Source organism: Paracoccus sp. DMF-8, from assembly GCF_029309835.1.
GTDB lineage: Bacteria > Pseudomonadota > Alphaproteobacteria > Rhodobacterales > Rhodobacteraceae > Paracoccus.
Window position 1 is genome coordinate 242394 of sequence record NZ_JARJHL010000011.1, and the last position, 12960, is coordinate 255353.

At 65.0% G+C, this 12960-nt stretch carries 13 protein-coding genes; 9 read left to right on the top strand and 4 right to left on the bottom strand.

Annotation, left to right across the window (positions count from 1 at the left end):
• The 9 genes from PE067_RS12725 (at nt 1) to PE067_RS12765 (ending at nt 9443) form a co-directional block, all read left to right on the top strand.
• The gene (locus PE067_RS12725; protein WP_276189756.1) at nt 1–801 is read left to right on the top strand and encodes a 3-deoxy-manno-octulosonate cytidylyltransferase; all 801 of its coding nucleotides are present in this window, start codon (nt 1–3) and stop codon (nt 799–801) included.
• Nucleotides 798–1628: a glycosyltransferase family A protein gene (locus PE067_RS12730; protein WP_276189758.1), complete on the top strand. Its 831-nt coding sequence runs from the start codon at nt 798–800 to the stop codon at nt 1626–1628. The genes PE067_RS12725 and PE067_RS12730 overlap by 4 nt, the downstream gene beginning before the upstream one ends.
• Nucleotides 1610–2125 (top strand): hypothetical protein, encoded by a 516-nt coding sequence (locus tag PE067_RS12735; protein WP_276189760.1) that lies wholly within the window; start codon nt 1610–1612, stop codon nt 2123–2125. The genes PE067_RS12730 and PE067_RS12735 overlap by 19 nt, the downstream gene beginning before the upstream one ends.
• A gap of 72 nt (nt 2126–2197) precedes the next feature.
• Nucleotides 2198–3088: a UTP--glucose-1-phosphate uridylyltransferase gene (locus tag PE067_RS12740; RefSeq protein ID WP_276189762.1), complete on the top strand. Its 891-nt coding sequence runs from the start codon at nt 2198–2200 to the stop codon at nt 3086–3088.
• Between the two features lie 2 nt (nt 3089–3090).
• Nucleotides 3091–4092 carry a UDP-glucose 4-epimerase GalE gene (gene galE / locus PE067_RS12745; protein ID WP_276189764.1) on the top strand — a complete coding sequence of 334 codons (1002 nt, stop codon included), beginning with the start codon at nt 3091–3093 and terminating at the stop codon, nt 4090–4092.
• On the top strand, nt 4082–5323 hold the full coding sequence (locus PE067_RS12750) for a glycosyltransferase family 1 protein (protein WP_276189766.1): 1242 nt from the start codon (nt 4082–4084) through the stop codon (nt 5321–5323). Before galE ends, PE067_RS12750 begins: the two co-directional genes overlap by 11 nt.
• Before the next feature lie 54 nt (nt 5324–5377).
• The gene (locus tag PE067_RS12755) at nt 5378–6364 is read left to right on the top strand and encodes a glycosyltransferase family 2 protein (RefSeq protein ID WP_276189767.1); all 987 of its coding nucleotides are present in this window, start codon (nt 5378–5380) and stop codon (nt 6362–6364) included.
• A complete protein-coding gene (locus tag PE067_RS12760; protein WP_276189770.1) occupies nt 6361–8058 on the top strand; it encodes a beta-1,6-N-acetylglucosaminyltransferase in 1698 nt (565 codons plus the stop codon). Before PE067_RS12755 ends, PE067_RS12760 begins: the two co-directional genes overlap by 4 nt.
• Nucleotides 8055–9443 (top strand): hypothetical protein, encoded by a 1389-nt coding sequence (locus PE067_RS12765; RefSeq protein ID WP_276189772.1) that lies wholly within the window; start codon nt 8055–8057, stop codon nt 9441–9443. The genes PE067_RS12760 and PE067_RS12765 overlap by 4 nt, the downstream gene beginning before the upstream one ends.
• Here PE067_RS12765 and PE067_RS12770 read toward each other — a convergent pair.
• The 4 genes from PE067_RS12770 to mtgA form a co-directional block, all read right to left on the bottom strand.
• Nucleotides 9419–10369, bottom strand: a complete 951-nt coding sequence (locus PE067_RS12770; protein ID WP_276189774.1) for a DMT family transporter — start codon at nt 10367–10369, stop codon at nt 9419–9421. The two genes, PE067_RS12765 and PE067_RS12770, sit on opposite strands and share 25 nt — an antisense overlap.
• Nucleotides 10366–11415: a tRNA epoxyqueuosine(34) reductase QueG gene (gene queG, locus PE067_RS12775; RefSeq protein WP_276189776.1), complete on the bottom strand. Its 1050-nt coding sequence runs from the start codon at nt 11413–11415 to the stop codon at nt 10366–10368. Before queG ends, PE067_RS12770 begins: the two co-directional genes overlap by 4 nt.
• Nucleotides 11396–12085 (bottom strand): glutathione S-transferase family protein, encoded by a 690-nt coding sequence (locus PE067_RS12780; protein ID WP_276190034.1) that lies wholly within the window; start codon nt 12083–12085, stop codon nt 11396–11398. The genes queG and PE067_RS12780 overlap by 20 nt, the downstream gene beginning before the upstream one ends.
• A gap of 87 nt (nt 12086–12172) precedes the next feature.
• The gene (gene mtgA, locus PE067_RS12785; RefSeq protein WP_276189778.1) at nt 12173–12862 is read right to left on the bottom strand and encodes a monofunctional biosynthetic peptidoglycan transglycosylase; all 690 of its coding nucleotides are present in this window, start codon (nt 12860–12862) and stop codon (nt 12173–12175) included.
• Nucleotides 12863–12960 lie beyond the last annotated feature (98 nt).

Consider the following 12960-nt stretch of genomic DNA (forward strand, 5'->3'; position numbering starts at 1 on the left):
TTGTCCACCGTCATCGTCATTCCCGCGCGCTACCAGTCCTCGCGCTATCCGGGCAAGCCGCTGGTCGCGCTGAAGGGCGCCTCCGGGCGCGAACTCAGCCTGATCCAGCGCAGCTGGATGGCCGCGCAAGAGGTCGCCGGTATTGATCGTGTCGTCGTCGCGACCGATGACGACCGCATCCGCGACCATGCGCAGGGATTCGGGGCCGAGGTCGTGATGACCTCGCCCGCCGCGCGCAATGGCACGGAACGCTGCGCCGAGGCGGTGACCAATCTGGGCATCGCCCCCGAAATCGTCGTGAACCTGCAAGGCGACGCGCCGCTGACCCCCGCATGGTTCATCGAGGATCTGGTCACCGGGCTGCGCGCCGATCCCGGCGCCGATGTGGCGACCCCGGTGCTGCAATGCACGGGCGCGATGCGCGCCGATCTGATCGAGGATCGCAGGCAGGGCCGCGTCGGCGGCACCACGGCGGTCTTTGGCCATGACAATCGCGCGATGTATTTTTCCAAAGAGGTCATCCCCTATGCGGGCGGCGATTACGGCGACGATCAGCCGACGCCGGTGTTCCACCATGTCGGCGTCTATGCCTATCGTCCCGCCGCGCTGGCCGAATACGCGACCTGGGACGAAGGCCGCGCCGAGGTGCTGGAGGGGCTGGAGCAGTTGCGTTTCCTTGAACGCGGCCGCCGCGTGCTTTGCGTCCCGGTCGAGGCGCGGGGGCGCGAGTTCTGGGAACTGAACAACCCCTCTGACGTGGCGCGTATCGAACAGATGATGCACCGCATGGGACTGGATTGAGCGGGCAGGTCCAATCGACGGCAGGGGCCACGGCCCCGACCCGTCTGCCGCGTCTCAGCATCGTCATCCTGTCCCGTCACCGTCCGCAGGCGCTGGCGCTGTGCCTTGCGGCGCTGGAACGGCAGGATCATCCCGATTTCGAACTGGTGCTGGTCGCGGATCCGGCGGGTCTGGACCTGCGCCCGGACCTGAACATCAAGCGCATCTCCTTTGACCGGGCGAATGTCTCGGCGGCGCGCAATCTGGGGATCGCGCAGGCTGCGGGGCAGGTGATTGCCTTTATCGACGACGATGCGCTGGCGCCGCCGAACTGGGCGCGGCGGCTTTGTGCGGGTTTCGCCGATCCGCGCGTGATCGCGGCGACGGGGTTCACCCGTGGGCCTGACGGGCTGTCATGGCAGGCGCAGGGCGAACGCATCGCGCCAAGCGGGGAAACATTCGCGATTGCCGTGGCCGACAGGGTCGGCCTTGGCCCGCGCGACGGCTGCCCGGTCAGCACCATCGGCACGAATTGCGCCTTTCGCCGTGACGCGCTGCTGGCGATTGGCGGTTTCGACCCGGCGTTTCGCTATTTTCTGGATGAAAGCGACGTGAACATGCGCATGGCCGCCCGCTTTCCCGACGCGCTGACCGCCATCATTCCGGATGCCGAGGTGATCCACGGCATTGCCGCAGGTCCGCAACGCGCCGCGCAGGGCGTGCCGCGCAGCCTGACGGATATCGGCCGCTCTGCCGTGATCTTTGCCCAGAGGTATCGGGCGAGCCTGCCGCCGCTGGAACTGGAACAGCGGCAACGGCTTTGCGGCATATGCTGGGGGGGCGGCTAGGCCCGCTTGGCGTGGGGCGCCTGCTGGCCAGCCTGCGCCGGGGCATGGCCGAGGCGCTGCACCACCCGCCGCCCGCGCCACCCGCACCGATCCGGGCGGAGGATCGCGATTTTCTGCCCCTGAACGCGGTCCCGCTTGCCGACGCTGCGCCACTGGTGCTGACCGGCTGGCACTGGCAGGCCGCCAGGCTGCGCGCCCGCGCCGCGCAGGCCGTGGCCGCCGGCCGCACCGCCTGCCTGCTGCTGCTGACCCCGACCATCCTGCCCCATGAGCTGACCCTGACCCCCGGTGGCTGGTGGGAACAGCGTGGCGGGCTTTGGGGGCAGGTGAAAAGTTCCCGACCATTCGCCGTCCGCCTGCGTCGCAGCCGCAATCTGCTGGTTTCACGCTTTCAGGCGGCGATGATTCGCCGATTTGTAGGCAACGGGCCAGAAAGCCTGCGGAAAAGTAAAGCAGATCAATATTCTACCGACGGCAACCAATTCACCAATCTTTAGTTGATCCATCGCAGGGTGACACATAAACACACCCTCAAGGATCGTGCGTAAACGCATCAGGAGAAGATCGTAATGACTCGTAAGGTCACCAAAGCCATTTTCCCCGTCGCGGGACTTGGGACGCGCTTTCTGCCGGCGACAAAAAGTATTCCCAAGGAAATCATGACCTTGGTGGATCGCCCCCTGATTCAATACGCCATCGACGAGGCGCGTGAGGCGGGCATCACCGAATTCATCTTTGTCACCTCGCGGGGCAAGGGCGCGCTGGAAGATTACTTCGACCACGCGCATGAGCTGGAATCGAGCCTCAAGAAATCCGGCAAGACCGAACTGCTGGACATTCTGCGCGGCACCAATATGGACAGCGGCGCCATTGCCTATGTGCGTCAGCACAAGGCGCTTGGTCTGGGCCATGCCGTCTGGTGCGCCCGTCGCCTGCTGGGCGACGAACCCGTTGCCGTCATCCTGACCGATGACGTCATCATGGGTGAACCGCCCTGCCTGCAACAGATGGTCGAAGCCTATAAGGAAACCGGCGGCACCATGGTTGCGACCATGGAGGTGCCGATCGAAAAGACCAAGGCCTACGGTGTTCTGGACATTGCCGAGGATATGGGCGCCATCGTCCGCGCCAAGGGCATGGTCGAAAAGCCCAAGGAAAACCCGCCCTCGAACCTCGCGGTGATCGGGCGTTACATCCTTGCGCCGACGGTGATGGACAACCTGAACAAGCTGAAACAGGGCGCGGGCGGGGAAATCCAGTTGACCGATGCCATCGCCGACGAAATCGACGAAGGCCGTGGCGTCTACGGTCTGCGCTTTCGCGGCCAGCGTTTCGACTGCGGGTCCAAGGCCGGGTTCCTGCAGGCGACCGTGGCATTCGGTCTGGCGCGCGACGAACTGAAGGATGAATTCGCCGAATATCTGCATGACATCATGTCGATGCGCAAAGCCGCCGAATAACCATGGCGGACAGGGTTCTGGTGACGGGCGGCGCGGGCTATATCGGCTCGCACGCCTGCAAGGCATTGAAAGCGGCGGGGTTCATCCCCGTCACCTATGACAACCTCTGCACAGGCTGGGAACAGGCGGTCAAATTCGGCCCCTTTGAACGCGGCGACCTGATGGACCGGGCGCGGCTGGATCAGGTGCTGGCCGAACACCGCCCCATCGCCGTCATGCATTTCGCCGCCCTCAGCCAGGTGGGCGAGGCGATGCGGGAACCGGGCAAATACTGGCGCGGCAATGTCACGGCCTCGCTGTCCTTGATCGAGGCGGTGATTGCCGCAGGCATCCGCGATTTCGTCTTTTCGTCGACCTGCGCGACCTATGGCGATCATGACGGCGTGGTGCTGGACGAAAACACCCCGCAGACGCCGCTGAACGCCTATGGCGCCAGCAAGCGCGCGATTGAAGACATGCTGAAGGATTTCGGCGCCTCGGACAGGTTGCGCTCGGTGATCTTTCGCTATTTCAACGTCGCGGGCGCGGATCCCGATGGCGAGGTCGGCGAATTCCACCAGCCCGAAACCCACCTGATTCCGCTGATTCTGGATGCCGTTGACGGCAAGCGTCCGGCGCTGACCATCCACGGCACCGATTACCCGACCAAAGACGGCACCTGCATCCGCGACTATGTCCATGTCATGGATCTGGTCGATGCCCATGTGCTGGGTCTGAAACGTCTGCGCGAAGGCCGGATCATCCCCGATGGCGGGACCGAGGTGTTCTGTCTGGGCACCGGCAACGGCTTTTCCGTGCGCGAGGTCATCGACCATTCGCGCCATGTGACCAACAGGACCGTGCCGATGACCGAAGGGCCGCGCCGCGCCGGTGATGCGGTCAAGCTGGTCTGCGGCAGCGAACGGGCCATGTCGGATCTTGGCTGGCAGCCGGATCGTTCGACCCTGCCGCAGATGATTGCCGATGCGTGGCGCTGGCACCAGAACGGCGGTTATGACCGCTGAACCGGGCATCCTGCTGGATGTCTCGCGGCTGGTCTCGCGTCTTGGGCGGGGTCCGCTGACCGGCATCGACCGGGTCGAGGCCGAATGGCTGGACCATCTGCAGGGCCGCGATCACCTGTTGCTGTGCCGGGTTTCCGGCGGGCAGCTTTTGCTGCCGCCGGCCGCTGGTGCCCTGCTGCTCGGCTGGTCGGCGGGCGATCTGTCGGACCTGCCCGCGCCCGGCCTGCTGGACCGGTTGCGCGGGCGCAATGGCGCCCCTCACCGCGCGCAGGCCGCGCTGCGCCGCATGGCGGTGGCCGCAACGACGCGCCGCGCGCATGGGCTTGGCGACAGGGCGGCGGCGCGGCTTGGGGCAGGGGCGGTTTATCTGAACCTGGGCCATGCAAACTGGGACCGCCGCGTCTTTGCCGCGCTGTCCCCCTTGCACCGGGCCGTGCTGATCCATGACACGATCCCGCTGGACCACCCCGAATTCACCCGCAAGGGCCAGTCACAGGTCTTTCGCGACCGCTTCATGGTTGCGGTCGGCATGGCGGATCTGGTGCTGACGGTATCGCAGGCCAGCGCCGATGCGGTTGCCCTGTGGCGGGGCAGGCTGGCCATCGCCCGCCGCGCGCCGATCGTCGCGACGCCCATCGGTACAAGGCTGGCGCCCGCCGGAAACCCGCCGCAGGGGCTGGACCTGACGCGGCCCTTTTTCGTCACCCTTGGCACGATCGAGCCGCGCAAGAACCATGCCCTGCTGCTGGATGTCTGGGACCGTCTTGCCCGCGATCTGCCGCCCGCCGATCTGCCGCGCCTGTTCATCATCGGACGCCGGGGGTGGGAAAACCACGACACATTTGCCCGTCTGGACGCCCTGCCGCAGGACGGTCCGGTGCGCGAATTCAACGATCTGGACGATGCGACCGTCGCGGCATTGCTGGAACGCAGCTACGGCCTGCTGATGCCAAGCCGGGCCGAGGGCTTCGGCCTGCCCCTGACCGAGGCGGCCGGGCGCGGCATCCCGGTGCTGGCCACGCCCCTTGCCGCCGCGCGCGAAATGCTGGGCGATTACGCGATCTGGCTGGACCCGGACGATCCCGCCGCATGGGCCGAAACCATCCTGCGCATGGCGAAAGAATCGCGCCAGCGACTGCCGCAATACGGGAATGTTACCTGGCAACAACACTTTGAAAGTGTGCATCGCGTCATTGATGAAGCAAGGCGACTGGTCTATCAGACTGGTTAACGGGGTGGTCGGGCATTGGTGCGCATTATCAGGAAAATAAAGCGCAGGCTGAAGATGCGTGCCCACAGGCAATACCTGCTGGGCCGTGCCATCCGTCGTCGCCGCAGGCTGCACCCCATCGTCAACCGCACCCGCCAGATCGGGCGGGGCGATATCCTGCTGTTCATGACGCTGCGCAATGAAAAGCCGCGCCTGGCCTATTTTCTGGACTATTACCGGCGGCTTGGCGTCCAGCATTTTCTGGTCGTCGACAACGATTCCGATGATGGCAGCGGGGAATATCTGGCGGGCCAGCCCGATATTTCAGTCTGGTCCACGCGCGCCAGCTACAAGGACAGCCGCTTTGGCATGGACTGGATGAACTACCTGCTGCGGCGCCATGGCAGCGGGCATTGGTGTCTGACGGTCGATCCCGACGAATTTCTGGTCTATCCACATTGCGATACGCGGCCCCTGCGGGCGCTGACCGACTGGCTGGATGCCTCGACGATCAAATCCTTTTCCGCGATGCTGCTGGACATGTATCCCAAGGGCCAGATCACCGAACAACCCTATGTCGAAGGGCAGAACCCCTTTGAAATCGCCTGCTGGTTCGATCCGGCGAATTACGCGATCCGCAAGAATGGCGAATTCGGCAATCTGTGGATTCAGGGCGGGCCGCGCGGCCGTGTCTTTTTCCCCGAGGATCCGCAGAACGCCCCCGCGCTGAACAAGATCCCGCTGGTCCGGTGGGAACGGTCCTATGCCTATGCCAGCTCGACCCATATGCTGCTGCCGCGCTCGCTGAACCTCGTCTATGACGAGGATGGCGGCGAAAAGGCCTCGGGGTGCCTGCTGCATGCGAAATTCCTGTCCACCTTCGTCGCCAAATCGGCCGAAGAACTGGACCGCCAGCAGCATTATGCCGACAGTCAGGAATACCGCGCCTATCATTCCGCGTTGAAGGATGACATCGACCTGTGGTGCGACCAGTCGCGGCGCTTCGACGACTGGCGCCAGCTTGAGGACCTTGGCCTGATTTCCAAGGGCAACTGGGCATGACGATGGCGGTGGCGGGCGGCAGGCAGGTCAAGCTGGGCGTGGTGATGCTGTGCCACAACGAACTGGCGCTGGCCGCGCGCATGGTGCGGACCTGGGTCACGGGCGGGGCGGCGGTGTCGGTCCATGTCGATGCCCGCACCCCCGATGCCGAGGTGGCCGGGATGCAGGCCGCGCTGGCCGATCAGCGCGATGTCGTCTTTTGCCGCAGGCGGCCCTGCGAATGGGGCATGTTCGGCATGGTCGACGCCACACAAGAGGCGGCGGCGATGCTGCTGGACCGTTTCGAGCATGTTACCCATGTGCTGCTGGTCTCGGGCTCTTGCCTGCCGCTGCGTCCGATTGCCGATCTGGTCGCCTTTCTGCAACGCCACCCGCAGCGCGACTTTCTGGAAAGCGTCACGGCGGTTGATGTCGGCTGGACCGTCGGCGGCTTGAACGAGGAACGCTTTACCCTGCGTTTTCCGTTTTCCTTTCGCCACCGGCGCTGGCTTTTCGACAATTATGTTGACCTGCAACGCCGGTTGCGGGTGCGGCGCAGGATCCCCGAAGGCATCGTGCCGCATCTGGGATCGCAATGGTGGTGCCTGACGCGGGGCACGCTGACTGCGATCCTGACCGATCCGCGCCGCCCGGAATTCGACCGCTATTTCCAGCGGGTCTGGGTGCCGGATGAAAGCTATTTCCAGACGCTGGCGCGGCGCCATTCGGTGAATATCGAAAGCCGGTCGCTGACGCTGGCGAAATTCGACGATCAGGGCAAACCCTATATCTTCTACGAAGATCACCGCCAGATGCTGGAGGAATCGGGCTGTTTCATCGCCCGCAAGATCTGGCCCCATGCAACCGGGCTTTACGATTATTTTCCGCGCCCGGCAGGGGTCGCGCCATCCGCCGCCGAACCGCAGCCCGCGCGGATCGGGCGGCTGATCAACCGGGCGGTGGCGCGGCGCAATCTGGGGCGGCCGGGGCTGTATATGCAAAGCCGCTTTCCCAGACAGGACTGCGAAAACGGCAAGACCGCCGCGCCCTATGCGGTGCTTTACGGCTTTTCCGACATGTTCCCCGGCTTTCAGGAATGGCTGCAGGCCCGCGTCGATGCCGATGTCCATGGCCATCTGCTGGCCCCGGACGAGGTCGAATTCGCGGGCGGGGCGCAGGTCGGGCCGGGGGCGCTGCCGAACAGTGCGGCGCTGCGCGATCTGGACCCAAAGGGCTTTCTGGCCAACCTGATCCGCGCCTCGAACCGGACCCAGATCTGGCAGTTCAGCCCGCGCGACCGCCAGAATCTGAACTGGTTCATGGCCACCGACCCCAATGCCCGGCTATTTGTGATCACAGGGGCATGGGCGCTGCCCCTGTATCAATCCGGCATGCCCTTTGACGATGTGCGGCGGATCGCGGCGATCCTGCAGCGCAAGGAAACGGACATGCTGGCCGTGCTGCAATCGGTCTGGCTCAAGGCGCGGGTGCACAGCTGGAACCTTGCCGATTTCTCGGCCCGGCCGGCGGCGGCGCTGCAAACCGTGGTGCAGCGCCTTGGCGGAGAGCCGGCGCAGGCCGCGGATCCGCCTGCGATCCGCGATCTGACGGGCATCGGGCGCTTTTTCCAGCGTCTGCGCAACGCGGGGCTGCGCCCGCAGAACATGGGTGATTTCGCGGTCGAAGAACCGCCACAAAAGGCAGGGCCGACATGAGCGACAGTCCCAAATTCAAGCGTTTCGTGATCTTTGCCGAAATGCGCACCGGCTCGAACCTGCTGGAAGCGACGCTGAACGCGCTGAAGCGCGTCACCTGCTTTGGCGAGGCCTTCAACCCCTATATGATGGGCTGGCCCGACAAGGACGAACTGAAGGGCATCACCCGCGCCGAGCGCGAGGCCGATCCCCTGCGCCTGCTGGCTGCGCTGTGGGACAAGCCCAACCACCTGCCGGGCTTTCGCTATTTCCACGACCATGACCCGCGCGTGTTCGACGCGATCATGGACGACCGCGAATGCGCCAAGATCATCCTGACGCGCAATCCGGTGGACAGCTATGTCTCGACCGTGCTGGCGCGCGAAACCAACCAGTGGAAGCTGAACGAGACAGAGACCCCGATCCCCGCCGCGATCCGTTTCGACGGCGACGAATTCCGCCGCGATCTGTCCGCGATCGAGGAATTTCAGCTGCGCGTGCTGAACCGCTTGCAGACCAGCGGGCAGGCCGGGTTCTGGTTGGGGTATGAGGATTTGCGCGACGCCGATGTGATGACCGGCCTGCTGCATTGGCTGGGCCGCACCGATCTGGAACGGGTCGAGCCTGCCAATGATCAGGTGCCCCAGAACCCGCGCGAACTGGCGGAAAAGGTCACGAATTTCGACGAGATGCAGGCCGATCTGGCGCAGCTTGATCCGTTCATGCTGCGCCGCATCCCGAATTTCGAACCGCGCCGCGGCCCGAATGTTCCCGGATTCGTCGGTGCCGATGCGGGGCGGGGCATCCTGTTCATGCCGGTCAAGGGCGGGCCGGCCGATGCCGTGATCCAGTGGTTGCGCGCGCAGGGCCGGCTGGAACGCAGCTTCAACCAGAACAGCCTGCGCCAGTGGAAACGCGACCGTCCGGGGCATCGCAGCTTTACCGTGCTGCGCCACCCCCTGTTCCGGGCATGGACCGCGTTTCAGGCGCTGCTGACCGGCAAGAACGCCGACCAGCGCCAGATGATGCGTCAGGTTTACCGCGTCAACCTGCCTGCGGACATGGATATCCCTGCCATGACGCAATCCGAAACCATTGATCGTTTTGGGGAATTTCTGGACTTTCTGCGCCGCAACCTGAATGCGCAGACGACGCTGGCCGTTCACCCCGGTTGGGCCAGCCAGTCCGAGGTCCTGCAGGGCTTTGCGCGCTTTTCCCCGCCCGATTTCGTGATCCGCGAAGATGATCTGGCGCGGGGGCTGGGCTGGGTGGCCGACAGCACGGCGGTGGCGGGCGACGGCGCGCCAAGGCCGGAAACCATGCCCGCCTTCATCGACAAGCCGCGCCTGCACAAGGCCGCCCGCGCGGCCTATCTGCGCGATTACGTTGCCTTTGGCTTTGAATGACGCCAACCCTGCGGCGTCATCGCCTTGCGCTGGCGGGCGTGGCGGATGCCCAGTTGACGTTCGCGCCAGATGATCGCGATTCCCGCCGCGACGACGATGGCCGAACCGGTCAGCATGGTCAGCGTCGGGGCTTCGTTGAAACCGACATAGCCGATCACCAGCGCCAGCAGGATCGAGGCATATTCGAACGGCGCCACCAGCGAGGCATCGGCATGGCGATAGGCCGAGGTCAGCAGGATCTGCCCGATCCCGCCCAGCAGGCCCGTGGCGATCATCATCACCAGCGTCCACCCCGTCGGCACCACCCAGCCAAAGGGCAGCGTGGTCAGCGCCAGCAGCGATGAGGTGATCGAAAACCAGAAAACGATGACCACCGTGCGTTCTTCCTGCACCAGCTTGCGGATGAAGATCTGGGCCAGCGCCGAACAGCTTGCCCCTGACAGGGCCAGCACCGCGCCAAGCGTCTGCGCCGTCGTCAGATGCGCGCTGTCGACGCCGAACCGGGGCAGCAGGACGATGACCACGCCGATCAGCCCGACCAGCACGGAAATCAGGCGAAAGGCGCGCACATCCTCGCCCAGAAACATCGCGGCAAAGATGACGGTCAGCAGGGGTGCGGCATAGCCGATGGCCGTCGCCTCGGGGAAAGGCAGATAGCCAAGGGCGGCAAAGTTCAGCGCCATCGCCGAGGTGCCGATAAAGCCGCGATAGAAATGTTTCATCGGCTGGCGGGTGCCGACGCCCTGCCGCAGTTCCCGCCGGATCGCCAGCCAGATGACGATCACCGGAATCGCGAAAAAGGACCGGAAAAACACCTGCTCCCCCGGTGGCGCCGCGTCCGAGGTCGCCTTGATCAGCGCGGCCATCAGGGTAAAGACGATAACGCTGGACAGTTTCAGGGCGATGCCCTTGCCTGACTGGCTCATGACAACCTTTCGACCGCCCAGAGGGCGGCATCTGCGACGGCGGGATCGGGGTCCTGGGTCAGGCGCTGCGCGCTGGCCCGCAATTCGGGGCGGCCGGAATTTCCGATGGCATACAGAACATTGCGCACGATCCGGTCGCGCCCGATGCGCTTGATCGGCGACCCGGAAAAGCGTTCGCGAAATCCGGCATCGTCCAGCGCCGCCAGATCGGCCAGGTCGGGGGCGCGATGGGGGCCGTGATAGCGCAGTTCGCTGGCCTCTTGCGCGAATTTGTTCCAGGGGCAGGCGGCAAGGCAATCGTCGCAGCCATAGATCCGGTTGCCCAGTTGCGGGCGGAATTCGGCCGGGACGGGCCCCTTGTGTTCGATTGTCAGATAGGAAATGCAGCGCCGCGCATCCAGTTGATAGGGCGCCGGAAAGGCATTGGTCGGGCAGGCGTCCAGACAGGCGCGGCAATTGCCGCAATGCGACACCTCGGCGCCGTCACCGGGCAGGTCGATGGTGGTAAAGATCGAACCCAGAAAGAACCAGCTGCCAAGGCGGCGCGACAGGAGGTTGGTGTGCTTGCCCTGCCAGCCCAGACCTGCCGCCTGCGCCAGCGGCTTTTCCATGACCGGGGCGGTGTCGACAAAGACCTTGATCTGTTCGCCGGGGCGCTGGTCCAGCAGCCAGCGACCGACGCGCTTCAGCCGCTTCTTGACCAGATCGTGGTAATCGCGGCCCTGCGCATAGACGCTGATCGCGCCCTTGTCGGACTGGCCGACGGTGTCCATCGGGTCGTAGCCCGGCGTATACAGTTCGGCCAGCATGATGACGGAACGCGCCTCGGGCCATAGCGCGGCGGGGCTGGCGCGCCAGTGGCTGCGCTCGGCCATCCAGCCCATGTCGCCGTGGCGGCCCTGTTCCAGAAAGGCGGCCAGCCGTTCGGGCAGGGCGGGGACCGCGTCGGGGCGGCAGATGCCGATGTCGGAAAACCCCTCGCTCCGCGCATGGTCCTGCAGCCGCGCCTTCGACGCGGCCGGGGTTTCAGAAATCGAGTTCGGCATAATGCGGCGCCGGGGGCACGCCCGGCAGGTGATCGGCCAGCAGGCTGCGAAAGGCGGGGCGCGACTTGATCGTCGCATACCATTCCTGCAGCAGTTCCGACCGGGTCCAGTCCACGTCCGAGATATAATCCAGACAGGAAAAATGCGCCGCCGCCGTGAAATCGGCCAGCGTCATCGTCGGCCCGGCCAGCCAGCGGCGGGTTTCCAGCAGCCCGGTCAGGTAATCCATATGATCCTTGATTGCCCGAAGGCCCGCCTTGACGGTGCGGCTGTCGGGGTAACCGGCCTTCATCACCTTTTTCCAGACGCGTTCGGTCATCACCGGCTGCGTCACCTCGGCGTTGAATTTGTCGTCGAACCACGCGCACAACCGGCGCACCTCGTAGCGGTCGGCGGGCGCGGTCGGCATCAGGGCCGGAATCGGATAGGTTTCATCCAGATATTCGCAGATCGCCTGGCTTTCGGCCAGCAGGCGGCCATCCATGCGCAGCACCGGCAGCTTGCCCGCCGGGTTGCGGCGCAGCAGTTCCGAGCCGGGTTCCCAATAGCGATCCTCGACCAGTTCGACCTCGATCCGCTTTTCGCCCAGAACCAGCCGGACCTTGCGGCAATAGGGCGACAGCGGGATGTGGTAAAGGCGGATGGTCTGCGAAGAGGACGAGGTATTCATTGCGCGGCTGGACCCGGACTTGTGGCTTTGGGCGGTGATACGCCCGCGGCTCTTGCGTTTCAACCGCGACGCATTGCCGATCCGGGATCAGCAGGCGTTTTCGCGCAGCGACAGCCCAGGGCAGCGGTCGCGCCCGTCGCGCGCGATGGTCGCCGCGCCATCGGCAATGGCCCTTGTGCGGCGCGATCCGGTATCGGGTCTGCGGCTTTTCGGGGCGGGCAGGATGCTGGCCAGCGCGGCGGCCTGACGGGTGGTCAGCTTGTCGGGCGTGGTGCCGAAATGGTGGCGCGCGGCGGCGTGGATGCCAAAGACGCCGGGGCCGAATTCGGCGACGTTCAGATAGACCTCGACGATGCGGCGCTTGGACCACAGGGCCTCGATCAGCGGGGTATAGGCGGTTTCCAGAACCTTGCGCGGCCAGCTGCGGCCCTGCCACAGATAGACGTTCTTGGCCGTCTGCTGGCTGAGGGTCGAGGCGCCGCGCGACGATCCCGAAGCCACGACCTTGCGGATTTCGGTCATGTCGAAACCCCAGTGATTGCAGAAATTCGCATCCTCGGCCGCGACGACGGAACGGATCATCACCGGCGCGATGTCGTGATAGCGGGTCCATTGCCGCGCGGTGCCGGGATGCTGGCGGGTTTCGGCCACGATGGTCCATGTCGTCGGCGGGTTTATCATGCTGTAAAACAGCACCAGCCCGACCATCAGCGCGGCAAAGCGCAGCCCAAGCCAGCGGACCCAACCCCAGAGCCACGCAAATAGGCCCCGAAACAAGCTGTTCCGGGACCGGCGTTCCGTATCAGAGAGGTTGCCACCCTGCCGCATGGGGGCGTGGTGTCATGATGACGGTGACAAGGTCAAGCGTTGACAGC

Coding starts and splice junctions, on each gene's coding strand:
- PE067_RS12735 (WP_276189760.1), top strand. CDS start 1,610: ATGCTGGGGGGGCGGCTAGGCCCGCTTGGCGTGGGGCGCCTGCTGGCC.
- queG (WP_276189776.1), bottom strand. CDS start 11,415: ATGCCGAACTCGATTTCTGAAACCCCGGCCGCGTCGAAGGCGCGGCTG.
- PE067_RS12770 (WP_276189774.1), bottom strand. CDS start 10,369: ATGAGCCAGTCAGGCAAGGGCATCGCCCTGAAACTGTCCAGCGTTATC.
- PE067_RS12755 (WP_276189767.1), top strand. CDS start 5,378: ATGCGTGCCCACAGGCAATACCTGCTGGGCCGTGCCATCCGTCGTCGC.
- galE (WP_276189764.1), top strand. CDS start 3,091: ATGGCGGACAGGGTTCTGGTGACGGGCGGCGCGGGCTATATCGGCTCG.
- PE067_RS12760 (WP_276189770.1), top strand. CDS start 6,361: ATGACGATGGCGGTGGCGGGCGGCAGGCAGGTCAAGCTGGGCGTGGTG.
- PE067_RS12780 (WP_276190034.1), bottom strand. CDS start 12,085: ATGAATACCTCGTCCTCTTCGCAGACCATCCGCCTTTACCACATCCCG.
- PE067_RS12740 (WP_276189762.1), top strand. CDS start 2,198: ATGACTCGTAAGGTCACCAAAGCCATTTTCCCCGTCGCGGGACTTGGG.
- PE067_RS12765 (WP_276189772.1), top strand. CDS start 8,055: ATGAGCGACAGTCCCAAATTCAAGCGTTTCGTGATCTTTGCCGAAATG.
- PE067_RS12750 (WP_276189766.1), top strand. CDS start 4,082: ATGACCGCTGAACCGGGCATCCTGCTGGATGTCTCGCGGCTGGTCTCG.